The organism is Paenibacillus sp. cl141a (assembly GCF_900109305.1).
Taxonomy (GTDB): Bacteria; Bacillota; Bacilli; order Paenibacillales; family Paenibacillaceae; genus Paenibacillus_AQ; species Paenibacillus_AQ lautus_A.
In genome coordinates, this window is sequence record NZ_FNZO01000002.1 from 92,780 (window position 1) to 117,512 (window position 24,733).

A 24,733-nucleotide genomic window follows, 5' to 3' on the forward strand; every position below is an offset into this window, starting at 1 on the left:
TTTGAATAACAGCATACGATGTTCATTGACAAGAAAAAAGCGCCAATTTAGAGTAATTTGTATAGTCCAATTTAATCGTAATCCCAAAATAGAGGAGACATCGTCATGGAGCTTGGATTGCCGTTCGAGACCTATGTGGAACAATATCGATATAAATATTTGGCTCTGTACCACGCGATTCGCGCCGCGATACATAGCGGCAAGCTGCCGGAAGGCACGAGGCTTCCCGCCACCCGTGAGCTGGCCAGGCTCTACGGGGTGTCCAGGGGATCGGCCGCGCAGTGTTATGACATGCTGATGGCCGAGGGTTACGTCGTATCCCGGCAGGGCAGCGGAACTTACGTGGCCGAGGGAATAGCCGCCGCGGCAGACCAGCCGCCATTGGCCGATCGGGCGCCGGCGCTCTCCGCTTGGGGGCAGCGCCTGATGAGCCAAAGCGGGGATTATGTCTCGGCACAGCTGCTGCTGAAGGAGCCTCCCCCGGGTACGATCTCTTTCGCGAATGCGAGGATGCCTATGGAGGATTTCCCTTATTCGGAGTGGCGGAGCGCGTTATCCTATGCAGGGGGAAGCGGGGGAGCCGAGCTGCAGAACGGAGCGCCGCCGGAAGGGGATATCGAACTGCGCCGGGCGATAGCCGGACATCTTCGGTTCACGCGGGGCATACAGGCGGAACCCGAGCATATCGTGGTTTTCAGCGGTTCCATGCAGGGGCTTGTCCTGATGTTTCAGCTGCTGGTTGATCCCGGCGATCACGTGGTGATGGAGGATCCGGGTTATCAGGGAATCCACCGGGGCATAAGCTTGAGCGGCGGGATTCCGCTGCCGTCCCCTGTCGACGATGCCGGATTGATTCCGTGCGAATGGGACGCCGGCCTGCTTGTCGTAAGCCCCAGCCGTCAATACCCGACGGGCGCGGTGCTGCCGCTGGAGCGAAGAAGGGCGCTGCTGAATTGGTCGCGAAGCCGCCAGGCCTTTATTATCGAGGATGATTACGACAGCGAATTCCGCTGGGGCGGCAAGCCGATCGAGCCTCTGAAAATGCTGGACGATGAGGGACGCGTCATCTTTGTCGGTTCATTCTCCAAAACGATGTTCACCGGCCTCCGCATCGGTTATGCCGTGCTTCCCCCGAGCCTGGTTGAGGCGGTCGTTCAGGCCAAGGCTTTGTATGAGCCGATCTCGCCAGCCGTATTGGAGCAGCGTGCCTTGGCCCGCTTTATTGTAAGGGGAGGTTACGGGCGGCATCTCAGAAGAATGACCCGGCTGTACGGCGCGCGGTATGAGGCGCTTCGCCATGGGATGGAAACCCATGCCTCGGGCTTGTTTCGCCTTCACCCCGGCGATGCCGGCCTGCACGTTTACGCGAACTGGCTGCGCTCCGAGGAAGAGTATGCCCTGTTCCAGGAGGCTGCCCGCAAGCGCGGCGTCATGTTTCGGGATGCGGCGGCCTATCATCGTACGCCCGGGCCGCCTGCCGCCTGCTTCGGCTTCTCGCATCTCGGCATATCCAGCATCGAAGAAGGGGTTGCCCGGATGGCGCAGGCATGGCAGGACATGCAAAAAACATAAAAAACGGGTATGATGGGAAAGAGGTCAATTTTTGAATGAGATGAGGGGGTTATGACGAGATGCTGAATGCATCGCCGTCTTCGTTTATAATCATGCCTGCGCTTGCCAAAATCGTTTGCGAGCCGGGCTGGAAATGGCAAAAACGCGAAAGGCCCATGCAGAACTACGATTTGTTCTATGTATGGAGCGGCGAAGGCACGGTCGAGCTTAATGACGAGCCCTTTACCGTGGGAAAAGGAAGCTGCTTCCTGTTCCGACCCGGAGATCATACGAGCGCGACGCACAATCCGCAGAAGCCGCTCGTATTGACATATATCCATTTTGACGTGACCGACCCGGTCGAAGAGATTCCGGCATCTTATCGCAAGCTGACGGAAACGATGGATTTCGAATATTTGCTTGCACGCTATGTGCGTTTGTATCTGGACAAGCCCTATGGTTCACTGGAAGAGGGCCAGCTCATTCTGAAGCAGCTGATGATTCATCTGCTGCGCTCGGATCTGGATGCGCCGGTGGTCAAAAAAGCGAGCAATCAGCTGTCCGAGGCGATCCATGAAATCGCGAATTACGTCCGCCAGCACCCGGGGGTTCCCCATCGGGTCGAGGATTTGGCGGCCAGAGCGGGGTTGTCTCCCCGCTACTTCTCGATCAAGTTCAAGGAGCTGATCGGCACGCCGGTGCAATCCTATATCATTCAGATGCGGATCGAGCGGGCGCAGCATCTACTGCTGCATCAAGGGATGAACGTAACGGAAGTGGCCGACGCGCTGGGTTATCGGGATATTTTCTTCTTCAGCCGACAATTCAAGCAGTATACGGGCAAGAGCCCATCCGAAATTCGGTGATTCCCCGCCCCTCCATAACTTACCTGCTTGGTGGAAGGGGCCTATGGGTTTCATAGCTAGCGATTTAGGGTAAAAACGACGTACAGTTTCATTTTAAGATATCAGAAAGTATAAATTCGAAGCAAGAGCCTTCCTGATATCGCAAGAAAAACTTCCGCTAAATGCGGTCTGTCTTCTATGCAAGTACGTCGATAGACGTTTTTCTTATGAAGGGGGGAGAGGGGAATGAGCCCAAGAAGACGGGTGCGTGGACGTTTCTTCAGTCGTGGCGGGTGCGGTATTTTCAGAAATCGCTTGCGCCGCATGAAGACGACGAATCCGAATCATCAGGACGTTTGGTTTTAAAGGAACCTTAGCCTACATACGGGTGTCGTTGAATCCCGTTATCATATACGCATTTCGATGGAAACACGCAAAAGGGAGCTGACAAGCTCCCTTTTTTTGATATGTTTTGGAGTCCCCGCAAAGTATCCGCTTTGTGGGGCTATTTAGTGGGTGCCTATACGGACAGGGAGTTTGTCTGATTACGTTGTAAAGGGATGCAGCTGCGATAGACTCTGTTGACATTGCAAAAATTTGTTATATTGGAAATATACATAAAACGCTTAAGAGCAGAGCTCGAAAAAGTAAGGGATTAGGCATTTTGGATAAAGGAAGGATGTTGGCATGTGAGAGGAATAACGGCATTGGCGGAGCCGGCGGTGATCCGGTGGTAACGGCGGGGGCAAGGAAGGTTGCGCTGGTCACGGGCGCGTCGAGCGGGTTCGGATTGCTGATCAGTCTGGAGCTGGCAAAAGCAGGTTATGACGTGGCCGCAGGTCTTCGCAGACCTGAAGCGGCAGCAGAGCTGTTGACTCAGGCTGAACAAGCAGATGTTACCGATCGTATTCACATCTTCCAACTGGATATATGTGCCGAGGAGCAGGTCAAGGCTGCTGCTTCGGCGCTGGAGCAGAAGTTCGGCCGCTTGGACGTGCTGGTGAACAACGCCGGCGAGGCGGTGGGCGGCATGGTGGAGGAAGTGCCGCTGGAGGGCTGGCGAAAGCAGATGGAGACGAATTTCTTCGGGACCGTATCGGTGACGCAGCATATGCTCCCGCTGCTGCGCAAGACCGGACGGTCCAAAATCATTCTCATGAGCAGCATTAGCGGCAGGGTCGGCTTTCCGGGTTATGGTCCCTATGCCGCGTCCAAATTTGCATTGGAGGGGTTCGGCGAGAGCCTGTCCATGGAGTTGATGCCCTTTGGCATCGATGTCGTGCTGGTCCAGCCCGGTGCCTACGGCACGCCGATCTGGAATAAGAGTTTTGGGGGGCTGGCGGTCAAGGAAGGATCACCCTACAGCGATCTGCTGAAGGGCGTGCTGGATTATTCCGAGCGGACGGCCAGGGAAAGCGGGGATCCGCAGGAGGTAGCCCTTCTTGTGGCAAGCATATCGTCCATGACCAAACCGAGGTTCCGCTATACGCTGCCCCGAGGCACGCGGCTGACCGCTCGGATCAAGGGACTGCTGCCGGATCGGCTGTTTCAGCGGATCATTTACCGGCTGCTGAGCAGGCGGTAATCCTCCTTCATCCGTCGCATGTTTCGTGGACTTAGCTTATAGCGTATGCTTGGAAGGAGAAAGGAATTACCCTTTTCGGGCTGTGGAAGGGTGCAGCAAACCGAGCAGTTCTCCCATCTTCACCTTGGAGCCCGGTTCCAAGTCGCCGCGCGGAGTAAACGTGCCGTTCTCTGTCAAGAGAACGACGGTAGAGCCGAATTCAAAGTACGCAAGTTCGTCGCCGATGTCGTATTTCTTCACGCTCTCGTCGGCATAACGGATGCTGCTTACGTTCATGGCTCCGACCTTCACGACCGCAACTTCGCCGAATTCATGGGCAATATAGGTAATGAGGCGCTCGTTGCGGCTGAGCACGTTCCGGATATGGGTCATCGCAAAATCGTTCACGGGGTATACCCGGCCCTTCAAATGCTCGCTTTCCGCTTGAATGCCGGTTACCGGGGAATGTATGCGATGATAGTCGGTCGGGCTTAAATACAATACGAATGCATAACCGTTGATATAATTCTCCATTCTCGGTGACTTGGCGAGCAGCTCGCTCAGGGTATAATCCTGTCCCTTGACGCTGAGGATGGTGCCGGCGTTGACGGTACACATCGCCGAAATCGTGGCATCGACGGGGCTTATCATGGCATCGGCGGTGTCGTCTATGGCACGGAGGCCTATTTTTAACCGGCGGGAAAAGAATTCGTTCAGCGAACGGTATTCGTGGATCTCCTTCTCCGCTTCATGCGCCGGGATTTGGTAGATTCGTATAAATGCAGGTATTAGATGACGGCTCAGCCGGCTGTGGGAACAATGCCCCATGATGCGGGACAGCCACTTGCGGGAGGACAGCTCGGTCATCAGACGCAGCAATTGTTTAGCCATGTCATTCTCCTTTGTGCATAGGTGTCGGCAATAAAACGTTGGGTGGAAAAGCCAATCACTCTGATATTGACATAGAATGAGCCGGAAATCAATAAATAGCCATTTTTGAAAAAAGGTTCTTGCTAATTGGGGAACGAATGTGTATTTTAAGATTAACATGAAACCGAATAGGGAATACGGGGGCTTGAGTGAATCAGGCTGAGATTGCAGCTGCTATCCGCTGTTGACCGTTAATCTGAACTGGGTAATGCCAGCGTAGAGAATATCCGACCCTGCCTACATAGGGCCTATTTTTCCGTCTGCGCGTTTTTCCAGACGGTTTTTTGTTGTGTTTATACAAAAATAGCGGTGGAGAGGGGAATGTGTTGTTATGGGAACGTCAGTGCAGGAAAAATTGGGGGTACAGCCTAGAAAAGGGCTGCGTTTGAGCGATATTTTGGTGACGGTGCTGGTATCGCTGGTGCTCGGCGTCATTTATCACTTCTGGGGATCGGTTTACAATCTGCTGAAACCGCTGTTCTTCGAAGCGGATGAACTGTTATACGGCATGTGGTTCGCAGCGGCCACGCTCGCTTACCTGCTGATCCGCAAGCCGGGAGTGGCCATCATCGCGGAGGTGGCGGCGGCTCACGTGGAAGTGCTGTTCGGGAGCGGCTGGGGACTGACGCTGCTGCTGTACGGGCTCATTCAGGGGCTGGGCGCGGAATTGGTATTCGCGGCGTTCCGTTACCGGAGCACCTCGGCGTGGACGGTGGCGATTGCCGGTGCCGGCGCGGCGGTCGGCTCGATGGTGATGGACTTCTATTACAGCTATACCGATGATCTGCAGACCTGGATGTTCCTCGCCAAGTATGGCATGCGGGTTCTCAGCGGCGCCGTCATCGCCGGCTTGCTCATGCTGCTGCTGGCCAAAGCGTTGGATCGTACAGGCGTTACATCGCTGCTGCGCCCTGCGTCCAAGAAGGATTATGAAGCACTGGATGATCCGCGCCATGTCTAAAACCGCCGCCCGCTGGGTTTCGTCTTCAACCGCCGAGGCGGGTACGGAGCAGGCCGTGCATGTGGAGGGACTGCGCCTGAAGTATCCGGGCGAGGAGCGTTTGATGTTTAAGGACTTGTCCTTCTCGGCTGCCCGCGGGGAAAAGGTGCTGCTGCTCGGTCCGAGCGGCTGCGGCAAATCCACGCTGCTTCAGGTGCTTAGCGGAATGATTCCCCGCGCCACGGAGGTGCCGATGAAATGCGAAGCCCAGCTGGTGCCTCGCTCTTGGGGATATGTATTCCAAGATCCGGATACCCAGTTCTGCATGCCATACGTGGATGAAGAGCTGGCCTTCGTGCTGGAGAACCTCAGCGTTCCCCGCGACGAGATGAAGGAGCGGATGCAAGCCGTCCTGCATGAGGTTGGGCTTGACCTTCAGGAGCTGCATATGCCGATCAGTCATCTGTCGCAGGGGATGAAGCAGAGGCTTGCGCTGGCTTCAGCCCTTCTGCTGGAGCCGGAGGTGCTGTTCCTTGATGAGCCGTCCGCGCTGCTCGACCCGGAAGGCAGGGAGCAAATCTGGTCTGCGGTGAAGGCCGTATCGGAAGGGCGTACGCTGATTATCGTGGAGCACCGGATTGAAGAAATGGCCCAATACGTGGACCGCGTGGTGCTGTTCACCCCGGATGGCGCCATTCTGGGCGATGGTCCGCCGGCAGCGATATTCGCCGAGTATGCGCGCGAGCTTCAGGCGTATGGCATCTGGTATCCCGACGTATGGGAGGATTATGCGGAGTCTCGGGCAGGACGGGAGCTGTTTGCTCCGGTAGACGCGCCAGGCGATGAGCTGGGAAGTTTCATGCATGAGGCAGACTCATCGTACCCCCAACTCGGGGAGCCTGTCATTCGGTTAGATGATTTCCGGGGACTGCGATGGGAGAAACCGGTCGTCTCTCTTCCTTCGGCTGAGGTATACCCCGGAGATTTCATTGCGGTGATCGGGCCGAACGGCGCAGGCAAAAGCTCGCTGCTGCTCAGTTTGATGGGGCTCCTGCGCGCCGAAGGGACCTATGTGCTTTGCGGGGAGGAGGTTATCCAGGGCAAGCGCAGGAAAGTGCGGAAGAAGAGAGAGCGGCAGCTGCACCAAATCGGATTCGTGTTTCAGAATCCGGAGCTTCAGTTTCTGACGGAACGGATTGGCGATGAGGTGATGTACTCGCTGCTGGTGGACCATATGCCGCCGGATGAAGCGAAGGCACGGGCCGACCGCTGCCTGGAACGCTTTGGGCTGGACGGCATGGATAACAGGCACCCGTACCAGCTCTCGACAGGCCAGAAGCGCCGGCTGAGCGTTGCCACGGCCATGGCAAGGCAGCCGGCCGTCCTGCTCCTGGATGAACCGACCTTCGGACAGGATGCGCGGAACACGTTCGCGATTCTGGAGATGTGCGAACGGCTGCGCCGCGCCGGAACCGCCATTCTCATGGTGACCCATGAAATGGAGATCGCGCAGCGGGCGGCCACGCACATCTGGGAGATTCGAGAGGGGCGGTTGACGTCAAGTTTGCCTTCCCCGCGCTGGTGTAGCGGGACGGAATCCGGACGGGAGACGGACGGAGCGAATCGCGCCGATGCGTCGCGAGATACGCTGGCTGCGTCCGGTTATCTCCATACGGGGGTGAACGCATGAATATATGGAATCCTGTGCGGATCACTTGGCTGCACCGGGCGAATCCGGTGGTGAAGCTGGGACTGATCTGTGCGCTGTTTTTTATGACGGTGCTGACCCATGATCTTGATTTTGTCATGTATCAGGCCTTTGTCTTTATGATTTGCCTCGTGCTGCTCAGCGGGGTGAAGCCGTGGAAGATGCTGCTGTTTTTCATTCCGTTCCTGCTTGCCTTCATATCGTCCGCCTCTTCCATGATGCTGTTCGGTAAGGGGGAGACGATCTGGTGGGAATGGGGATTGTTCCGGGTATCGGAAGAAAGCTTCTATCGGGGGCTGCATCTGGGCTTTAAGGGGATTGCCTTTGCATCGGAGGGGCTGCTGCTTGTCACGACAACGTCCTCGGTGGATTTGTTCTACAGCCTGATGCAGAAGCTGAGGCTGGCACCGAAGTATGCGTACAGCTTCATGGCCTCGATCCGGCTGCTGCCCATGGTCTGGGAGGAATATGTGATCCGCCGCCAGGCTTTGAAGGTACGGGGAGTCCGCCCGATTCGGGGAGTTCGCGGCATGGTGAACCGTGCAGGCATGTATGTGGTGCCGCTGCTGGCGCAAAGCATTCGCCGGGCACATCGGGTGGCTGCGGCGATGGAGGCGAAGCAATTTGACGGGGACCGGGCGAAGGCCCGAACGTATTATTACCCGTCACGATATTCCCGCTACGATCTTCTGGTCGTCGGTTTACTGGCAGCCGCCGCCTGCTGCGCCTATATTGCGGCCGGATATTTTCCTTGGTTCGGCATTGGCGACGTGCGGTTTGATTAAACCGTTGTTCTCCGGACAAGAACCTGCTTACGGCTTGTAAGCAGGCTCTTTTTTGTTGATAACTCCAGAGGGTCTGGCTTGCTTGCCTCGCAAGATAAAACGTCCGTTCTATGTGATCCAGCTTCCGATAAAGCATGGTCTTTGAAGGTTTTCCATATGTATCCTCCTGCGATTCTAGTGCATGTAAGGTGTACTCTATCCTGTTAATTTAAAAATCATGTCTGGATTTTATGCTGATTGAGGCGTTATAATACTAATGGTACCAATAGAGTATTTACAGTACCAGAAGGAGGGTTTGGCCACTTGCGCGAGCGAATATTGAACGAAACGATCCGCTTGATTCAGCGGCAGGGGTTTACGTTTACGGTCAGTGATCTGGCCCGCGGCCTTGCGATCAGCAAACGGACGATATATGAGCATTTTTCATCCAAGGAAGAAATCGTTGAGCATATCATTGACGGGATGATTCGTCACATCCAGCAGCGCGAACGCGAAATTGCGGCGGACGAGACGCTTACCGTTCTGGAGAAAATCCATCAGATCCTGATCTGTCTGCCTCAGGAGATGGAGAAGATGGATTTGGGGATGCTGCCGGATCTGAAGCGGTCGCATTATCCGCAGTGGGAGAAGCTGGACACCTTTTTCCGGGAAGAATGGGGCATTGTCACGGAGCTGATGGAGCAGGGCATGGCCGAGGGCAGCATCAAGCGGATTCATATGCCGCTGTTCATCGACCTGTACCTCGGGTCGCTCCATCAGATTTACGATTTGAGGGCGACGGTGAAGCATCAACTGCCGCTGGGGGAGCTGCTGCAGTCCGTCATGGATATTTTATTGTTCGGCATTGCCGCTGAGAAACGGAAGGAGTCTTGAAATTATGCATTGGATCTATCTAAGTTTGGCTATTCTGTTCGAGGTGGCGGGCACGCTGAACATGAAGCTGTCGGAAGGATTCAGCAAACCGCTGCCAAGCGTGCTGCTGGTCGTGTTCTATATTTGCAGCTTGAGCTTCCTGACATTGAGCCTGAAGCAGATTGAAATATCCGTGGCTTACGCGATCTGGTCGGGACTCGGCATCATGATCATTACGCTGATCGGTTACATGTTCTTTGCGGAGCAGATCAACGGGCTCAAGGTATTCTCGATTCTGCTGATCATCGCAGGGGTCGTGCTGCTCAATTTATCCGGCAGCGCGCATGCGCATGAGCAACCGAAGACGCACCAGTCCGGTCATTAAGGACGGTCTCATGAATGATTTTCGCTTAAGGGCCGTACTCGTTACGGCTCTTGTTCTGCTGCAATAATGTACTATGCCCCGCTTCGCGTCCGGCTCTATAATGACAAAGGAAATTCCTTTGTTAGGAGCTATCATCATGAACCTGTCTTCGTTTTTTATTTACTGTTTTATCGTGGCTTTCTCGCCGGGACCGTCCAATATCGTCATTCTGTCTTCGGTCCAGAACTCCGGCATGAAGAAGACCTTGCGCTACATCGCCGGTGCCTCCATCGCTTTTTTCTTATTAATCGCCGCTTCGGTCGTATTAGGCCAGCTGCTGTCCTCCGGCATGCCGATCATTCTGCCGATCATGCGGGTAGCCGGCTGCCTGTTCATGCTGTATCTTGCGTATCAAGTGTATAATATGGACGTATCCAAGTCCGGCGTTAACCAAACGGCTTCTTTTACGTCCGGATTTCTGATGCAGTTTCTCAATCCGAAGGTGGTAATGTTCACGCTGACGGTCATTCCCAGCTACGTGATGCCGTATTATACGGCAGGCCCTGTCGTTTCGGCGTTTGTGGTCGCTGTATCGTTAATCGGGCTGTCCGCGTATATGACCTGGGCCGTGTGCGGTAGCCTTTTTCAAGGAATTATGCAAAAATATCGGAGGACGACCAACACGATCCTGGCTTTGTTTCTGCTGTATTCGGCCATCGTCGTATCCGGCATACCGGAGCTCATAAAGGGGTGAAGGAAGATGGAGCAGTTTATTTACAAAAAAGCGGTGGGCATCACCGCATTGTCCGCGAGCCTGACGGATTTCAAATACAAGAAGCATTACCACGAGGAGTACGCCCTCGGTGTCACGCTGCGCGGCATACAGAAGTACGTCCTTGACGGCAGCCAGCAGGCTTCTTACCAAAGCGGGGTCATGCTGTTCCATCCGGAGCAGAATCATGATGGCTGGTCCCAGGAACGAACGGGCATCGACTACGTGATGATCTATATTCATCCGGAGCTCTTTCTGGAATTGACTCAGAAAAAGGATATCGCGCGGTTCCAATCTCCGATCGTATATCATGCGGGACTGCGGCAGAGCATTCTGGATGTGACGAGGTCGATCTTCACGGGTCAGCCGGAGGCCAGGAGCAGCGAGCTGCTGCTGGGCCTGGCGGGGCATTTTAACGAGGATATTCTGAACCCGGACAGCCGGAAGGACAGCGTATTTACGCGGAAGGCGAAAGACATGATGCACGATCATCTGGAGCATGTCCTCCGTCTGGACGAATTGAGCGGGGAGTTCGGGATGTCGAAGTATCAGTTCATCCGAACCTTCAAAGCGAATACGGGGCTGTCGCCCTATCAGTATTATTTGAACTGCAAAGTGGAGCGCGCCAAGCACCTGATCGAGGACAGCCGGGATGTATATCAAGCCGTGACCCAATGCGGCTTCACGGATCTTGCCCATTTGAACCGGCATTTCAAGAACGTGTACGGCACGACGGCGTTTGATTATATGTCCCATCTGGATAAGTAGAGGCGGCAGGAGCCGATCATTCGCGCGATTATTCAATCCAGGCTTGGCATTTGTGAATAAACTCCGTTATGATGTGTATAGAATGTAAAAGGGACCGTGCGCGAACACGATCCCGGCGTACAACGTACCGCTATAAGAGCGGCCTTACTATAGGAAATCCGATCAGAAATAGACCGTGATCCTGACCAAGGGCGGTCTATTTCTTTTTAAGATTATAGAATTTATAAGTTTTCAGCGAAGCTGAACTCATTGGATAATCGCAAGAAAAACGTCCTCTAAACGCGGTCTGTCTTCTGTGAATGTACGTCGATAGACGGTTTTTCTTATGGAACGAAAGTATTAACACCACCAGCGTCGCGAACGAGATCATTAGCGTCAATGTTTGGTATACTTCCATGGCATCACCTCCCATCCCGGGGAGATTAGCCGACCGCCCTTATTAGCCGATATATTGTACTTCCCAAATTATAGCATACAAGCCCTGCGTTCAGGGGCTTTTTATGGTCGGATCGAGAGAGGTTGTGAAGCTTCTGTTAGCTGTGATCATGCTTCCACCGCGACATCATTGCGGTTTTACGCGTGCCCAACCGTCCTTCGGTCATATCGAAGAGAAAGGTAAACCGTTCGTTGAAACTGTGAGCAGGGAGTTGCAACCGGATTTTGAGATATGGGCCAACGGATGTTAATCTGTATGAGGAATCATTGGAAACTACTCAGGCTTTAGCCGGATGGAAGGAATCATTCGAATGGAATATATCTATGAATCAGCCCAGCGCAGCTACGAGGATTTCGCGAGCGGCCGGGTACTGTATAATGCGCAGGGAACGACGTCGTTTCCCGTCAGGCTGGCCAGCGAGATTGCCCAGCGGTGCTTTCATATATTAGAGGAAAAAGGCGTACTGGGGCCATATACCTTATACGATCCCTGCTGCGGCGGGGCGTATCTGTTGACGGTGGTGGGCCTGCTGCACGGGCGGCGCATTCGCCGCGTGATCGGCTCGGACATTAACTCGGAGGTGCTCGGCATCGCCGGGAAGAACCTGTCGCTGCTCCGTAATGAGGGGCTGGAACAACGCACCGAACAGCTGAAAGAGCTGCTCGCGCTCTATCATAAGCCATCCCACCAGGATGCGCTGGAAAGCGCTGACCGACTAGGGGAGCTGATAAGAATGTCCCGTGTGGAAGAAACGGTTTGTTTTCAAGCCGATATTACCCAGCCCCAACCGGAGGAAAGCCTGGCCTCCTGCAAGGGGACCCAGATCGTCATGACCGATCTTCCTTACGGGGACATGGTTAGCTGGAGCGGCGGAAGCCAGGCGCCGGTGGAGGATTTTTTTAACGGCATTCATGCGATCCTGGATCCGGCCCGTTCGGTGGTTGCCGTCATATCCGACAAAGGCCAGAAATTAAAGCATGACCGGTTTAAAAGAATTCAGCATCTGAAGATTGGCAAGCGGCAGGTTGCCATCTTTGAACCGTTCTGAGCGCAGTTAAACGAACCGGATAATAGATGAAGTCTCTCTGCCTTCCTCACGGATAATTTCTTATCCAATGGAAGCATTGGCTTCCCCAGCAGCCCGCTTTTGGCGACAAGCCAAAGGGGGGTTCTTTTTTGCCCATCGGTGGTTGAATGAACGCTATTAAGGAACATATGTTCGTTTAAAATCTAAAAAAATATAGCATTTCTTGCGGAATGCCGGCTCTCAGATAGAATTCGTGCAGGGACTCTCCCGGTCCGGGCGCGAGACCCGCGGTCAACAGGGCAATGGCAAAGCGGTTCGCTTGCCGCTCCAGTTTGCCTGGGCTGAAATAAGAATGCTCCTCCAGAAAAAAACGGCTGATTCCCTTATGAAGACGGTCATGCCCCAGCTCATGCGCGCATACGAAGCGCTGCCACGGCGGCGGCAGCTGATTGTGGATGACGATGAATCTCCGTCTTAGTTTACGGAAATACAGTCCTTTGGTCGTCTGGCCTAAATCCGCGAACCGAATATGTATGCCCAAGGAAGCCGCTATTTCAAAGGGGCAGTTGGTGTGATGTTTTTTGATCAGCTGACGGATTAAAGGTTGTAATTGATCATCCATGGCAGTTCACCTGCAATATTGGTTTTGGTTGAATCGTAAGAATCGTTATGTATCTCCTTATGCATGTGGATTTATTTCTTGCGTTTGTTCATCTGCTTGGCTTCCCAGAACAGTCCGGTCAAGACGTCCTTGATGCGCTGCTTGTCCTCTCCGCTCAGAGGGACCCCGTCAAACATGAGCTCGCCGTCATCCTCGAGCATTTTCTTGAAATCCCGTTTATCCCTGGAAGTTGACCAAGCTGGAGCCGGTATCTCTTCGTGCTTGGCGGCATCCTGCTGCAGATAACCTGCTTTGTTCATCAGCTCTTCATAGGGAACCTCGAGCGGCTCCGCCATTTTGCGCAGCGTTTGCGGCTTGGGTATGCCCCGCAGCCCATTCTCGATCCGCGAGATCTGCGATCCGCTGATGTCGGCGGCCTGGGCCAGCTGATTGATGCTCCAGCCTTTGTTCTCCCTCATTTCTTTCAAGTACGATCCAAATATGCGTTCCACGTTCCGGCCACTCCTCACCATAGTCCATCTGAAACATCTACTTATAGTATAAACGCATTCCCATCCTTTGCCAACAGGTAAAATAAAAGAGAGGATTATTGCCAAAAGGCAAGGAAATGAGAGGGATGTCCCATATTCCTCTATATAGTTCGTCCATCTGAAGGTTTACGCCGGTCTCCAAATAGTGGTATATTAATGAAAAACACGAACAATATGCGAACAAGAGATGAAGAACCGGCTTCTGCCAAATGGCAAATTGTAAGCTTGACCATGACAATAAAAGGGGAGTGTTTCCGAATGAATCCATTGTTACCGGAATTGGATCGCAGAAAGACCCAAAGCGCCGTTGAAGCGATATTCGAAAAATATCGCATCTATAAAACCATTACATTCGAAGTCAGGGAGATGAGCTTGACCGCATCCTACACGGAGCGGTTCCACGGACCGACCAACGTCACCTCGGACCCGACGGCAGCGGTTGCCATATATAATGTAGATATGCCGGCTGCCAGGAAGCAGTATTGCGAAACGATCGAATCGATCGTGGAACGGCTTGGCGAGCGGGAGCAGACCCTGATTCGGGAACGGTACATGAAACAGGACGACGTATTCGATTACAAAGTGTACAACCATATCCTCGAGCCGCCGGTCAGCAAGGACACGTACACGAAGATCCGCACCCGGGCTTTTTATAAATTGGCCTTGGCCTTGGCGGACAGAGGACTGCTGAAGCTGCAGGAATTGGAGAAAGCCGCCAAGAGCAAAATGAGCTGACAAGCGCGAGCATGGATCATCACATCGAACAAAACCGGAGGACCCCAGAATGGAGGTCCTCCGGTTTTTTATTTCTAATATAGAAGGCAGCATTTCACGGAAAAAACAAGTTAAGACTGGGAAATCAACTATAAATACGAACATAAGTTCGTTCTATTTTCCGCCGACATTCCGCTTAAAGTTCAGCATGAACCGTCCCATAAGGCGTCAGCGCATCCGATTTAGGGGTGTAAGATTGTATTATCGGAAATGAAGTTAAACAGAGCGCACCGAACACACACAGTCGATGTGAGCCGGCCTTGAGAAGGACCGGTTTTTTGCTGCGGTTGATGCCTGGAGCGTCTCATTTCCGATTCTTTATACGAAAAGAAAGGAGGAGGTCATATTGCACAAGCATGTGATCGTCGCGAGCAGCTGGCTGTCCTATGGCCGACCGGAGAGCGTCCGGCAAACCGCGGAATGAGAGGGGCGGTCAAACAGGCCGTTGCATTCCTCATTCCGGAGCTTGACGGCCATGTATATGACGTGCATCCGCCGGACGGGGTAAGCGAACCGCTGTATGCCGTGATCACGCTCGGCGAGGACGTCTGGAAATCTTCATGGGCCGGGTACCGGCAGGTGGTGCGATTGAAGCTGCATGGGGATCGTTCCGATCTGCCGCAATTGGATCGATGGGCGGATTTACTCATTCAGGGACTTCATCGCAAGCGGGTTTCCGGAGCCGACGGCAATGCATTCAAGCTTCATTATTTGGGTGTTCCGGAGGCCGACAAGCTTGATCCTGTTTCAGGCAACATGATCCGGGTCTTGCGATTCGGGATCTATATGCCGCAGGCATCCGGGACAGGCTCCGCCGGACAGCCGGATGAATGGCTGAATACGCTGACAGCCTGGACAGGAGATATGCTGGGTGGTCCTTGGCGCATCTACCATACGGCATGGCCTGCGGGGCGGGAGGATCACGCCGTATTATGGCGGATGACCGGCTGCGAGACCCGAATGGCGGGAGCTTCGATGTTCGAGGTCCGCAAAACCTTTATCGGGCATATCGCCTCCCTGGATTCCGCGGACGAGCAGCTCACGGCTGCAAGGCTGGTGGAGGAGCTTGGCACCCAGGTCCAGCTGGTTCTGGACTTACAGGAACGCCGTTATTTATCCGTTGCGGAAATTTCCTCCGATATGCAGGCCGATCCCATTCTGGACGGTCAGCTTAAGCTGACCCTGGCCCAGCGGAAGAACCGTTCGCCGGAGGAAGCCGCCTTGATCAGGCGCGTTAACATTCATCCTATCTTAAAGTGAGGTGGCCAGTATGGCTGTGAAAAAAACACTCAAATCCGAAGCTCCCGGGAGCAGCGCTCCCCGATATGCCTTGGCGGAACTTGAAGCACACGCCCATGAACTGTTCCAGGTTCGGGCGGAAGTGCTCGCGGGTGCCATGTATGGGGCAGATAGAGAGCAGTTCACGGTAACCGAGGTCAAAGAAAGAATCCAACAATTCATGAAAGCGAAGGTGGTCTAATCATGGCAGGTGGAACATGGGAAAGCACGAATAAACCGGTACTGCCGGGTTTGTATATGAATTTCAAGGCGGCAGCCGCGTCGGCTGTTCAGGGCGGCAGTCGCGGTACGGTCGTCGTGCCGGTCAAAGCCAATTGGGGACCGGTGCGGGAGTTCGTGGAGATCGGAAGCGAGTTCGCGATTTCCGAGCTGTATTCCGCGGATAGCCAGGATGGCGCTACCGCTTACGAGACGCTTTATCTGGCCTTGCTCGGCGGTCCGAAAAAGCTGCTGGCCTATCGTTTGGCGGACAACACGGCGGCAGCGGCTAGCGTGACGCTTCAAAATGCGGAAGCTGCACCTTCCGACGTGCTGAAGCTTGAGGCCAAATACCCGGGCAGCCGCGGCAACGGCTTCTCCGTAACGGTGCAGCCGTCGCTGATCGACCCGGCCGCACGCGAGCTTCGCCTCTATGAAGGCGCCAAGCTGCTTGGCACCTATTCCAGCCCGGACGGATCCGCCGCGTCGATGGCGGCGCAGATCAACGAAGATGCCGAGAACCTCTGGGTGACGGCAATCGCACTGGACACGTCCGGCGTTCTCGCTGACGTGAACGGAGCCGCGCTGTCCGGAGGCAAGAGCGGCAACGGGGGTCTGACGAATGCGGATTATGTCGAGATGTTGGATGCAGTCGAAGGCCAGGAATTTAACGTACTCGCCCTGGATTACGCTGCGGATATGGCTCTGCTGCAGAGCTTTGCGGCCTGGGTAAAGCGTCTCCGTCAAGAAGGACGCGGCGTGATGGCCGTATTCGGCGGAAGCGAGGCGGACGATATCTCCAAGGATGCAGCCAAGCTGGCCGCAGACCGGTCGCTTGCATTGAACCATGAAGGGATCATCAATGTGGGTACGGGCGTACGTCTCTCCGGCGTGAACTACAGTTCCGCGCAGACGGCTGCTTACGTAGCCGGACTTATTGCCGGTCAGCGCTTGAACCAATCCGCTACATACGCGGTAACGCCATTCGAGGACGTGACACGCCGCTGGACGCGCTCCGAGCAGGAGCAGGCCGTACGCAATGGCGTATTCGTCCTGTTCTACGACGGTCGTCAGGTCAAGGCGCTGCGCGGCATCAACACGCTGGTGAATCCGGCGGAAGGCCAAAACAATGCCTGGAAAAAAATCCGTTCCATCCGCGTGATGGATGCGATCCATGCGGATTTGCAGCTGGCCGCGGAACAGACCTACATCGGCAAGGTGAACAACACCGAGGAAGGCCGACTCGCGCTGATCGGCGCCGTGAAGGAATATCTCGCTTCGTTGTCGCTCAGCAATGTCATCGAGCCGGACGGTTATGACGTCATTCTCGATCCGGCCTACTATGGCGATTCCGCCGTGAACACGCCGGAGCCGGACCAGGTCTTCCTGCAGTGGAACGTGAAGCTGACCGACGTGATGGAGCAGCTGTTCGGCACGTTTTACGTGCAATAACGAGAACGTGCAATAACGAGAACGTTCATCAGGTTATTTAAGATGAGAACCGGTCTGTCTTCTATGGATGCATGTCCATAAACGTTTTTCTTATAAACTTATCGAAATCGAGGAGGAACTTAACATGTTGGATGCTTCAAGAGTCATTATGGGGACATACGGCCAGGCATATATCGACGGGGTTTGGCAGACGCACATTAACAAGCTGGAAGCCAGCGTGGAATTGGAGAAGCGCGAGCTGAAGCTGGTCGGCAACGACTGGACGGTGCACAAAAACGGCAGCAAAAAAGGAACCGGCACAATGAGCGGGTACAAGGTTACTTCCGATATGATCTCCCGCGGCTTCACCAAATTCGATATCATCTCCAAGCTGGACGATCCCGAATCCTACGGCCATGAGCGCGTTCGCCTGATCCGCTGCATGCCGGACAAAATCCAGCTGGCCAACTGGACGGCCGGCGAGGAAGTGCAGGAGGAAACCTCGTTTACCTTTGAGGGGTACGAGCTGTTGGATCCGATTCAGGGGGATTAATAGGTTTCTTATTATCAAGGTCAAGTGCGGCGGAAAGCATGGGTTTGCCCGGTAAGGAATGCCTGATTCGGGCGAGCGTCGCCCGCTGAGTTGGGGGCTACTATTTTATAAGTAAAGGAGAGATATACGCATGAGCTTACATGAGAACATGAGCGAAGAGCAAATTTTGGACAGTCTGTTCGAGGCGGCAGAGAAGCTTCCTGAGGAAACGGTGCGCATTAAGCGGCTGGATATGCAGATGGTGCTGCAGGGCTTGACTTCAAGCAAGGTGGACAGCATCCGCGAGCGCTGCACGGTTCGCCGGACGGTGAAGGGCGCGGTGGATGAAAAGGTGGATACCGAAACCTTTAATGCGCTGCTCATCTCCGAAGCGACGAGCAGTCTGTCGGTGAAGGGCTTGACGCTGAGCGGCTGGGGCGATCCCCGGATTACGAGCCGCTTGAAGCTGTCGGGCGGAGAACAGGCGGTCCGCCGCATGCTGCTCGCCGGAGAGCTGGATGCCGTAGGCGATAAAGTGCTGGAGCTGTCCGGCTTCGGGGTCGAGATCGCTGACCTAAAAAACTGATCGGCTCCGGGGGAATGACGACGATGCTGTATCATCTATGGGTCCGGCATCACCTTCGTCCCGGAGATTTTTGGCGGCTCCCGCGAGGCGAGCGCCTGCTGCTGGTCGCTTTCTCCCAGGAGGAGATCGAGGGCATGGCCGGTCAGAGTGTGAAGTGAACAGGAGGTGAAACGAAATGGCTGAAGCCATGAACTACCGCATGAATCTGGTCATCGATCCGAAAAACGTGATCAAGGCCAACCGCGAGCTGCGGGCGATGGAGCGTTATTTTGAGCGGATCCAGGGCCGCGTCATGCGAATCGGACGTACCCGCATGGCGCCTGAAATCGTGCTGAAGGACAGCGCCTCGAAGGGGCTGGACAACCTGCTGGCCAAAATGCAGCGGGTGAAATCGCAAGTCATCCAAGCCTCGGCAAATGTGAAGCTGAATGTGCAGAAACAGGTTGATACGAATCTAAACCTGAGCGTGCAGAAGCAGATCGAAGCGAGCGTTCAGGTGGATTTGCGGGCGGCAGGGCTTGGTTTTTCTCCGTTGATACAGGCGCTGGAGACGAATACCGGGGCGTTGAATCAGCTTACGAGTACGCTTGGATCGCTTGAATTTGGAGGTGGCGGTGGTGGAGAAAAATCTGGATGGGATACTGCTCTGAATTTTTTTGTCAAAGCAGCCATGTGGGGGGGAGCTGTGCGAGGCGGAGCTCAGTTGAAAGGTAAATACAAAGACATGCGGGGAGCTTTCGGGAGTAAAACTGCTGAAAATAAGGCCGCTGAAACTAAAGGCACTGGAAAGCCCGCTGGAACTATAATCACCGGGAATAAGTCCGCCGAGAAAAAAACTGTTATAGCAAATAAAGATAAAAAGGATGGTAAAAATAAGGGATTACCACCCCGTCAAAACACAGCTGCTGCTCCTGAAACTAAACAGGTAAGTAAGTCTTCAACTATGTTAGGAAAGTTTCGCAATAAAGCAGAAAAAGTAGGTGACTTTGTAGAAACTGCTGGCATGTTAGGACAAGGGGCAGTGAATGGGCTTAAATTGGTCTGGGATGGAGCCAAAAATGTATTTGGCGGCGGCGGTGCCAGCGGCATCGTATCCGGCGGCGCGGCGAGCACTGTTAAGGCCGGTGCAGGTTCAGATGCAATAAAACAGGCAGCAGATGGAAGTATTCGAGCTAGCGTAGCAAAAAATGCCGGCAAAAGTGGCCTAGGCTCCGGCTTAATGAAGGGGCTTGGCAAACGCGCCCTTGGCCCGTTGAGTTATATAGCCGATGCAACCGCAATCGCTACCGCTAAGCCTGGGAAGGAACGAAACCAAGCGATAGGCTCTACCGTTGGCGGCGGCATCGGAAGCACAATTGGCGGTCTTGTTGGCTCCGTGATCCCGGTTGCAGGTACCATGATCGGCTCAACGCTCGGCGGCACCGTAGGAAGCTATATTGGCGAGAAGGTGGGCGGCGCCATTACCGGTATCGGTGATAAATTCAACGAGGCTAAGGAGACGGTGTCGAAATGGTTCTCCAACACGTTTTCCTTTGGGAAAAAAGACAAGGAAGCTGCTCGACCGAAGGAACCCCCTTCGAGTGCAGCTGCCCTTCCGGCTCCCATTATCCCGAAACCAGCGCCGGCTGAATTCAGTAAGCCGCTGCTGCCGAATCCAACATTGAACCCGACATACGGTCCATATATGCCGCCTAGCCATGCTACAAGCATGAGTACTATTGGGCCACCCGCGAGTGCAGCGCAAAACCAAGCTTTTGCAGGGAAGCCGACGTCCCCGCAATCCGTTCAGATCAGCCCGGAGCAGATGAGCACGATATCCGGCCTGCTGATGGATTTCAAAACGGAGACAACCGTGAATTACAATCTACCTTCAGGCGCGGTACAGGTAACGGTGCACGAGGAGCACCCGATCGATGTGGAAGGATTGATTCTTCTGATCGGGCAGCGGCTGAGAGGCGAATTCAGCAAAGCAGCCCAGAACCGGAAGCCGACTCCGATGGCCTATTGAAGATGATGCGGTTCGAAGGCATCCATACAGAAAGGAGGGGCCCCAGGTGGAGTTTATTTTGAAGAACGGCAAAGGCATGACATTCCGATTCCCGGTCAATCCCGAGGAGGTAACCATTTCAAGGCAAAAGGGACTGGAAACGGCCACGATTCTCAACTATGGAGAGTTTGATTTTCCGCAAGGGAATCGGATTAAGGAGATATCGTTCTCTTCCTTTTTCCCGCAAGAGTATGATGCAGCTTTTTGTAAAGGCCATGAGAGAGATCATATCAAACCGCAAACCGCGATGAACAAACTCAATGAGTTTCTGGCGTATAAGACTCCTCTGCAATTTGTCATTACCAAGATGGCGGTGAACGTGCCGGTGTACGTCGCCTCCCATCAGTCCACGTTCCGGGGCGGAGAGGTTGGGGATGTGTATTTTGACATCACGCTCCGGATATGGAGCGACATGAAGGTGGCCAAAACGGCAGGCAGCAGCGGGGCAGCAGGAACCAATAAAAAGCCCCGGGCCGACATGAAGGAAAAGAACAAGACGTACACCGTGAAGTCAGGGGACTCACTCTCCAAAATCGCCAAGCTGGAGCTCGGGGACAGCTCGAAATGGAACCAGATCTACAAGTTGAACCAGAAGACGATCGGCAAAGACCCGAACGCCATCAAACCCGGGCAGAAGCTGGTGCTGTTATGAGTTACAAGGTGATTTTGCAGGATCAATACGATCTGTCTCCCTTGGTGGAAGCTATCAACCTGCGGGATTCGCTTGAACAAGTCGCTTACCAGGGAACCGTCAATCTGGTCGTCACGCCGGATATGCCGCCGATTTCGCCGGGAATGGCGATCCGGATCAGCGGGATTCCATACGGCAAAAAAGATTATGTCCCCCTACTGCACCCGGCTGTCGTGTGGGAAGTGGAAACCTCCAATAATGGGGTGAAGCGGATGACCCTCACGCTGTACGATCGGACGGTATATCTGGACAAGTCGGAGGATGAATATCTGTTCCCGGCGAAGCAGACCGCCACCCAGCGGTTCAAAAAGTACGCGGCGGACTGGAACCTGAAAATTGCGGTTTTGCCCGATACCGAGAAGCAGCTGGGGCGTTCCGTTTACCGGGCGCAGTCGATCTACGCGAGCATGTTCGCTGATCTGCGGGAGACGGCCAAAGCCGGCGGCAAGCTGTATCATCCGCGGATGATCTCTTCAGGGCTTGAGCTGTATGAGTTGGGAACGAACAAAGAAGTCTATATCTTGGAGGCTATCACGGATACCACGCAATCGCGGACGTTGGAGGGCGCGGCGACCAAGGTCAAGGTGCTGGCGACAGCCGCCAGCGAGACCGGGCAAGAGGTTCCTTCCAAGGTAATGGCCATCGAGGAGAAGGATATCGCCAAATACGGCCAACTCCAAGCGATCATTCAGGATGATGAAGTGAAGTCGCCTGCGGCTGCCCGCCAGCTAGCACGGAGCAAACTGAGGGGAATCCGGGAGACCATCTCCCTTAATGCACCCGATATCAATACGATCCGTGCAGGTGATGCGGTCATGCTGGGCTCGATGAAGCTGCTCGTGATTTCTGTCAGCCGTGAGCTGGGAAACCCCGGGAGCATGATGCTGGAGCTGGGGAGTTATGACGATGTAAAAAGGAGGTTTTACCTTGAATAAAGACCCCTATGGACAATTGGCGTCCTCCTTATATGCCTCATTGAACAAGCAAACCCGTCAAGCCATGGGCGGCGTAGGGGCCGTTCTCGGCACGATAACCTCGACGGGACTTAAGCTGGATGATTTTAAGCATGAGCTGCAGGATTATATGGTAGCAGAGCTGCCAGGAATGCTGTCCTTGCCCCGTTATACGGCTGCTGGTACCGCCACTTTGGGAGGACAGCCGCAGGAAATGACATTTGATGTGGAAGAAAATGAAGTCGAAGATACCCTTTTTGAGCTAGGGAAAGGCTTGAAACCGGGGGACCGCGTGCTGGCCGTTCGGGTCAACAGCGGCAATGACGTGGTCGTTGTGTGTAAGGTGGTGAGCAGCGGTGGCTAATTTGTTTCCGGAGAACGAGGACATGGTTTGGACGGATGCCACGGATCCGGAGGTACTGGAGGGTGAAGGAGCTGTTTTTGGACGGAGCTGGCGGTATGATTTTGATGCCGGTGAGTTCGTGATGACTCCCACCCGGAAGATTCCGGTTGCGGACGACAAGGAAGCCTGGGTCATCTGGTGCGAAAAAGCGATTCGTACGCCGCGATACCGCCATTTGATCTATACGCGCGATTATGGCAGCGAGCTGGAGGAACTGGTCGGCAAAGGCTATGACCGATCTCTGCAAGAGAGCGAGATTCAACGCATGGTGACCGAGACGCTGCTGGCGGACGCACGAACGGAGAGTGTGGATCAGTTTCTTTTTGAATGGGAAGGAGAAGCCTGCCGTTTCAACTGCCGCATTACGAGCGTCCGGGATGAGACGGAAATCATAGAAAGCGTGGTGATCTGATGGCAGATTTGCCGTTATATTTGTTGGATCAGACGGAAGAGAACATTATGAACCGCATGCTGAACAAAGTGCCTTCGGACATCGACAAGTCGGAGGGCTCTTTTATTTGGGATGCGCAGGCGCCGGTTGCCTTTATGCTGTCTGAGGCTGCCTTGTGGGCGCAGGAGCTGCTGCGTCGTGGCTTTGCGAGCACCGTAGCAAGCGATCATCCCGATATCCGGTCTGCCGAACTCGATCTGAGGACGGCAGAGCATGGGATTACCCGGCGTGAAGCGGTCGCATCGTCCGGCAGTGTTGTGTTTACGGGGAAGCCGGGGACGACCGTGCCTGCCGGAACCTATGTCGCTACGCCAGCAGATGAGGGCTCCGGGGAATCCTCCGTGGAGTATGTGACAACATCAGGCGTTATGCTGAGTGATTTGGGTACCGGTTCGGCGCCAATCCGAGCTGTCATGCCGGGCAGCAGCGGCAATGTTCCTGCAGGCGTCATTCAGCTTATGATGACGTCAGTCAGCGGTGTAACATCGGTTACGAACCCGGAACCGACGCGGAGCGGGACGGATACCGAAAGCGATCAGTCGCTTCTGGAGCGTTTTTACGCCAAAGTCCGAAGTCAGGGAACGAGCGGCAACAAAGCGCAGTACATGCAGTGGGCCAATGAGATTGCCGGCGTTGGCGGCGTGGAAGTGGCGCCGTTGTGGAAAGGGCCCGGCACCGTTGGGCTGTATCTACTGGATACGGACAAGCGTGCGGCAAGCCCGGATATCGTGGATGCCGTTCAGCAGCACATTGACCCGTCCCAGGATGGACAGGGAGAAGGCGTTGCTCCGGCGGGCCCCGTTATTACCGTGATGCCCGCGGCGGAAGTTCCAATTAATATCTCCGTCAAAGTGCAGCGTACGCAGGAGCAGCCTTCGACGATGGACGAAATTCGGAAGCTGATCGAGGATGGCGTTCGGACGTATTTACAGCAGATTGCTTTTAATAGGAAAGATCCGTTGGTAAGATACACTCGTATTGCCGCCGTACTGCTGGATATCCCGATTATCGTCGACTACTCGGATTTGACGATTAACGGCCACACCGAGCAGCAAAACATCGAAATTGGCTCCGGTCAGGTCGCGGTGCTGGGGACGGTGAACGTAAGTGAATAATGTCCGAATGAACAGCTTGCGCGGACGCGAGCTGTTTTCTTATCTTCCGGCTTATTACGAGACCTCCCGCGTCATGCAAGCCGATATGGATGCCAAGGGCAGCGAGCTGGACGCGCTTTATCAAGCGCTGAACTCGGCAGCAGACCAGTTCTTTGTCCGTACAGCGACCTGGGGCCTGGAGCGCTGGGAGATGGAGCTTGGCATTCCCACCGACCGGAACAAGCCGATCGAGCAGCGGCGGGCGGTGCTGGAGTCCAAGCTGCGTGGAGCGGGAACCTTCTCGGGTGCGCTCGTGAAAAATGTGGTGGAAGCTTATGACGGCGGCACGGTCGAGGTATCCTTCCAGCCCGAGGAATGGGGCTTCACGGTTAAATTCGTGGATACGCTCGGCATCCCTCCGAATTTGGAGGATTTGAAGTCTGCGATCGAGGAGATCAAGCCGGCGCATCTGGCGGTGGCGTATGCGTTCAACTACTTGTTGATACGCGATATTCATGACGTGATGACTTTGGGCGAGCTTGGGCAGACGCCGTTAAACAAATTTGCAGGAGGTGTTTGA

The 24,733-nt window shown here is 54.5% G+C and carries 29 protein-coding genes and 1 riboswitch; of the genes, 25 read left to right on the top strand and 4 right to left on the bottom strand.

The genetic code is table 11. The annotated features are described in order from the left end of the window. Window positions 1–105 precede the first annotated feature (105 nt). From BMX45_RS05505 to BMX45_RS05515, 3 genes are all read left to right on the top strand, one after another. Window positions 106–1,572, top strand: coding sequence for a MocR-like pyridoxine biosynthesis transcription factor PdxR (locus BMX45_RS05505; RefSeq protein WP_090908861.1), 1,467 nt, complete (start codon window positions 106–108; stop codon window positions 1,570–1,572). Between the two features lie 59 nt (window positions 1,573–1,631). Beyond that, on the top strand, window positions 1,632–2,417 hold the full coding sequence (locus BMX45_RS05510; protein ID WP_009594561.1) for a helix-turn-helix domain-containing protein: 786 nt from the start codon (window positions 1,632–1,634) through the stop codon (window positions 2,415–2,417). Window positions 2,418–3,075: 658 nt separating this feature from the next. Then, on the top strand, window positions 3,076–3,981 hold the full coding sequence (locus BMX45_RS05515) for an oxidoreductase (protein WP_090908862.1): 906 nt from the start codon (window positions 3,076–3,078) through the stop codon (window positions 3,979–3,981). Window positions 3,982–4,047: 66 nt separating this feature from the next. On the opposite strand, the gene asd is transcribed toward BMX45_RS05515, so the two are convergent. Beyond that, window positions 4,048–4,851: an archaetidylserine decarboxylase gene (gene asd, locus BMX45_RS05520; RefSeq protein WP_090908863.1), complete on the bottom strand. Its 804-nt coding sequence runs from the start codon at window positions 4,849–4,851 to the stop codon at window positions 4,048–4,050. A 166-nt stretch (window positions 4,852–5,017) separates the two neighbouring features. Further along, window positions 5,018–5,130, top strand: a riboswitch (TPP riboswitch). Window positions 5,131–5,221: 91 nt separating this feature from the next. Here asd and BMX45_RS05525 point away from each other — a divergent pair. The 7 genes from BMX45_RS05525 to BMX45_RS05555 all read left to right on the top strand — a co-directional run bounded on the left by BMX45_RS05525 (window position 5,222) and on the right by BMX45_RS05555 (window position 11,079). Then, the gene (locus BMX45_RS05525) at window positions 5,222–5,851 is read left to right on the top strand and encodes an ECF transporter S component (protein WP_090908864.1); all 630 of its coding nucleotides are present in this window, start codon (window positions 5,222–5,224) and stop codon (window positions 5,849–5,851) included. Then, window positions 5,844–7,520, top strand: a complete 1,677-nt coding sequence (locus tag BMX45_RS05530) for an ABC transporter ATP-binding protein (protein WP_254777970.1) — start codon at window positions 5,844–5,846, stop codon at window positions 7,518–7,520. Before BMX45_RS05525 ends, BMX45_RS05530 begins: the two co-directional genes overlap by 8 nt. Further along, window positions 7,517–8,323 carry an energy-coupling factor transporter transmembrane component T family protein gene (locus tag BMX45_RS05535; protein WP_090908865.1) on the top strand — a complete coding sequence of 269 codons (807 nt, stop codon included), beginning with the start codon at window positions 7,517–7,519 and terminating at the stop codon, window positions 8,321–8,323. The genes BMX45_RS05530 and BMX45_RS05535 overlap by 4 nt, the downstream gene beginning before the upstream one ends. A 303-nt stretch (window positions 8,324–8,626) precedes the next feature. Beyond that, on the top strand, window positions 8,627–9,196 hold the full coding sequence (locus BMX45_RS05540; protein ID WP_090908866.1) for a TetR/AcrR family transcriptional regulator: 570 nt from the start codon (window positions 8,627–8,629) through the stop codon (window positions 9,194–9,196). A gap of 4 nt (window positions 9,197–9,200) precedes the next feature. Then, window positions 9,201–9,560: a DMT family transporter gene (locus BMX45_RS05545; protein ID WP_090908867.1), complete on the top strand. Its 360-nt coding sequence runs from the start codon at window positions 9,201–9,203 to the stop codon at window positions 9,558–9,560. Between the two features lie 136 nt (window positions 9,561–9,696). Then, window positions 9,697–10,293, top strand: a complete 597-nt coding sequence (locus tag BMX45_RS05550; protein WP_090908868.1) for a LysE family translocator — start codon at window positions 9,697–9,699, stop codon at window positions 10,291–10,293. A 6-nt stretch (window positions 10,294–10,299) separates the two neighbouring features. Beyond that, window positions 10,300–11,079 carry an AraC family transcriptional regulator gene (locus tag BMX45_RS05555; RefSeq protein ID WP_090908869.1) on the top strand — a complete coding sequence of 260 codons (780 nt, stop codon included), beginning with the start codon at window positions 10,300–10,302 and terminating at the stop codon, window positions 11,077–11,079. 196 nt (window positions 11,080–11,275) lie between these two features. Here the strand turns inward: BMX45_RS05555 and BMX45_RS32200 are convergent, their stop codons facing one another. Continuing rightward, complete coding sequence (locus tag BMX45_RS32200) at window positions 11,276–11,491, bottom strand: putative holin-like toxin (RefSeq protein WP_139212433.1); 216 nt, start codon at window positions 11,489–11,491, stop codon at window positions 11,276–11,278. Window positions 11,492–11,825: 334 nt separating this feature from the next. On the opposite strand from BMX45_RS32200, the gene BMX45_RS05570 reads away from it, so the two are divergent. Next, entirely contained in the window at window positions 11,826–12,563 is a 738-nt protein-coding gene (locus tag BMX45_RS05570) for a hypothetical protein (RefSeq protein ID WP_090909519.1), read from the top strand. Between the two features lie 175 nt (window positions 12,564–12,738). Here the strand turns inward: BMX45_RS05570 and BMX45_RS05575 are convergent, their stop codons facing one another. Together BMX45_RS05575 and BMX45_RS05580 are read right to left on the bottom strand one after the other, a co-directional pair. Further along, a complete protein-coding gene (locus tag BMX45_RS05575; RefSeq protein WP_090908872.1) occupies window positions 12,739–13,164 on the bottom strand; it encodes an ImmA/IrrE family metallo-endopeptidase in 426 nt (141 codons plus the stop codon). A gap of 71 nt (window positions 13,165–13,235) precedes the next feature. Continuing rightward, entirely contained in the window at window positions 13,236–13,655 is a 420-nt protein-coding gene (locus tag BMX45_RS05580) for a helix-turn-helix domain-containing protein (protein ID WP_090908873.1), read from the bottom strand. Window positions 13,656–13,952: 297 nt separating this feature from the next. Here BMX45_RS05580 and BMX45_RS05585 point away from each other — a divergent pair, with 297 nt between their 5' ends. The 14 genes from BMX45_RS05585 to BMX45_RS05645 all read left to right on the top strand — a co-directional run bounded on the left by BMX45_RS05585 (window position 13,953) and on the right by BMX45_RS05645 (window position 24,733). Next, a complete protein-coding gene (locus tag BMX45_RS05585) occupies window positions 13,953–14,429 on the top strand; it encodes an ArpU family phage packaging/lysis transcriptional regulator (protein ID WP_090908874.1) in 477 nt (158 codons plus the stop codon). A 459-nt stretch (window positions 14,430–14,888) separates the two neighbouring features. Further along, window positions 14,889–15,728: a hypothetical protein gene (locus tag BMX45_RS05590; protein ID WP_090908875.1), complete on the top strand. Its 840-nt coding sequence runs from the start codon at window positions 14,889–14,891 to the stop codon at window positions 15,726–15,728. Between the two features lie 10 nt (window positions 15,729–15,738). Beyond that, entirely contained in the window at window positions 15,739–15,948 is a 210-nt protein-coding gene (locus BMX45_RS05595) for a YqzN/YkzM domain-containing protein (RefSeq protein WP_090908876.1), read from the top strand. Window positions 15,949–15,950: 2 nt separating this feature from the next. Beyond that, window positions 15,951–17,417, top strand: a complete 1,467-nt coding sequence (locus BMX45_RS05600; RefSeq protein ID WP_090908877.1) for a phage tail sheath family protein — start codon at window positions 15,951–15,953, stop codon at window positions 17,415–17,417. Between the two features lie 124 nt (window positions 17,418–17,541). Next, entirely contained in the window at window positions 17,542–17,949 is a 408-nt protein-coding gene (locus BMX45_RS05605) for a phage tail tube protein (protein ID WP_009594594.1), read from the top strand. Window positions 17,950–18,079: 130 nt separating this feature from the next. Further along, window positions 18,080–18,514 (top strand): phage tail assembly chaperone, encoded by a 435-nt coding sequence (locus BMX45_RS05610; protein WP_009594601.1) that lies wholly within the window; start codon window positions 18,080–18,082, stop codon window positions 18,512–18,514. Window positions 18,515–18,537: 23 nt separating this feature from the next. Further along, window positions 18,538–18,672, top strand: coding sequence for a hypothetical protein (locus BMX45_RS32090; RefSeq protein ID WP_302847869.1), 135 nt, complete (start codon window positions 18,538–18,540; stop codon window positions 18,670–18,672). Between the two features lie 17 nt (window positions 18,673–18,689). Then, window positions 18,690–20,522 carry a hypothetical protein gene (locus BMX45_RS05615; protein ID WP_090908878.1) on the top strand — a complete coding sequence of 611 codons (1,833 nt, stop codon included), beginning with the start codon at window positions 18,690–18,692 and terminating at the stop codon, window positions 20,520–20,522. 46 nt (window positions 20,523–20,568) lie between these two features. Next, window positions 20,569–21,213, top strand: a complete 645-nt coding sequence (locus tag BMX45_RS05620) for a LysM peptidoglycan-binding domain-containing protein (RefSeq protein WP_090908879.1) — start codon at window positions 20,569–20,571, stop codon at window positions 21,211–21,213. After that, window positions 21,210–22,187, top strand: coding sequence for an XkdQ/YqbQ family protein (locus BMX45_RS05625; RefSeq protein WP_090908880.1), 978 nt, complete (start codon window positions 21,210–21,212; stop codon window positions 22,185–22,187). The genes BMX45_RS05620 and BMX45_RS05625 overlap by 4 nt, the downstream gene beginning before the upstream one ends. After that, window positions 22,180–22,569, top strand: coding sequence for a hypothetical protein (locus BMX45_RS05630; RefSeq protein WP_090908881.1), 390 nt, complete (start codon window positions 22,180–22,182; stop codon window positions 22,567–22,569). Before BMX45_RS05625 ends, BMX45_RS05630 begins: the two co-directional genes overlap by 8 nt. Beyond that, window positions 22,562–23,020 carry a DUF2634 domain-containing protein gene (locus tag BMX45_RS05635; RefSeq protein WP_090908882.1) on the top strand — a complete coding sequence of 153 codons (459 nt, stop codon included), beginning with the start codon at window positions 22,562–22,564 and terminating at the stop codon, window positions 23,018–23,020. The genes BMX45_RS05630 and BMX45_RS05635 overlap by 8 nt, the downstream gene beginning before the upstream one ends. Beyond that, window positions 23,020–24,174 carry a baseplate J/gp47 family protein gene (locus tag BMX45_RS05640; RefSeq protein WP_090908883.1) on the top strand — a complete coding sequence of 385 codons (1,155 nt, stop codon included), beginning with the start codon at window positions 23,020–23,022 and terminating at the stop codon, window positions 24,172–24,174. The genes BMX45_RS05635 and BMX45_RS05640 overlap by 1 nt, the downstream gene beginning before the upstream one ends. A 7-nt stretch (window positions 24,175–24,181) precedes the next feature. Beyond that, window positions 24,182–24,733 (top strand): YmfQ family protein, encoded by a 552-nt coding sequence (locus BMX45_RS05645; RefSeq protein WP_090909520.1) that lies wholly within the window; start codon window positions 24,182–24,184, stop codon window positions 24,731–24,733.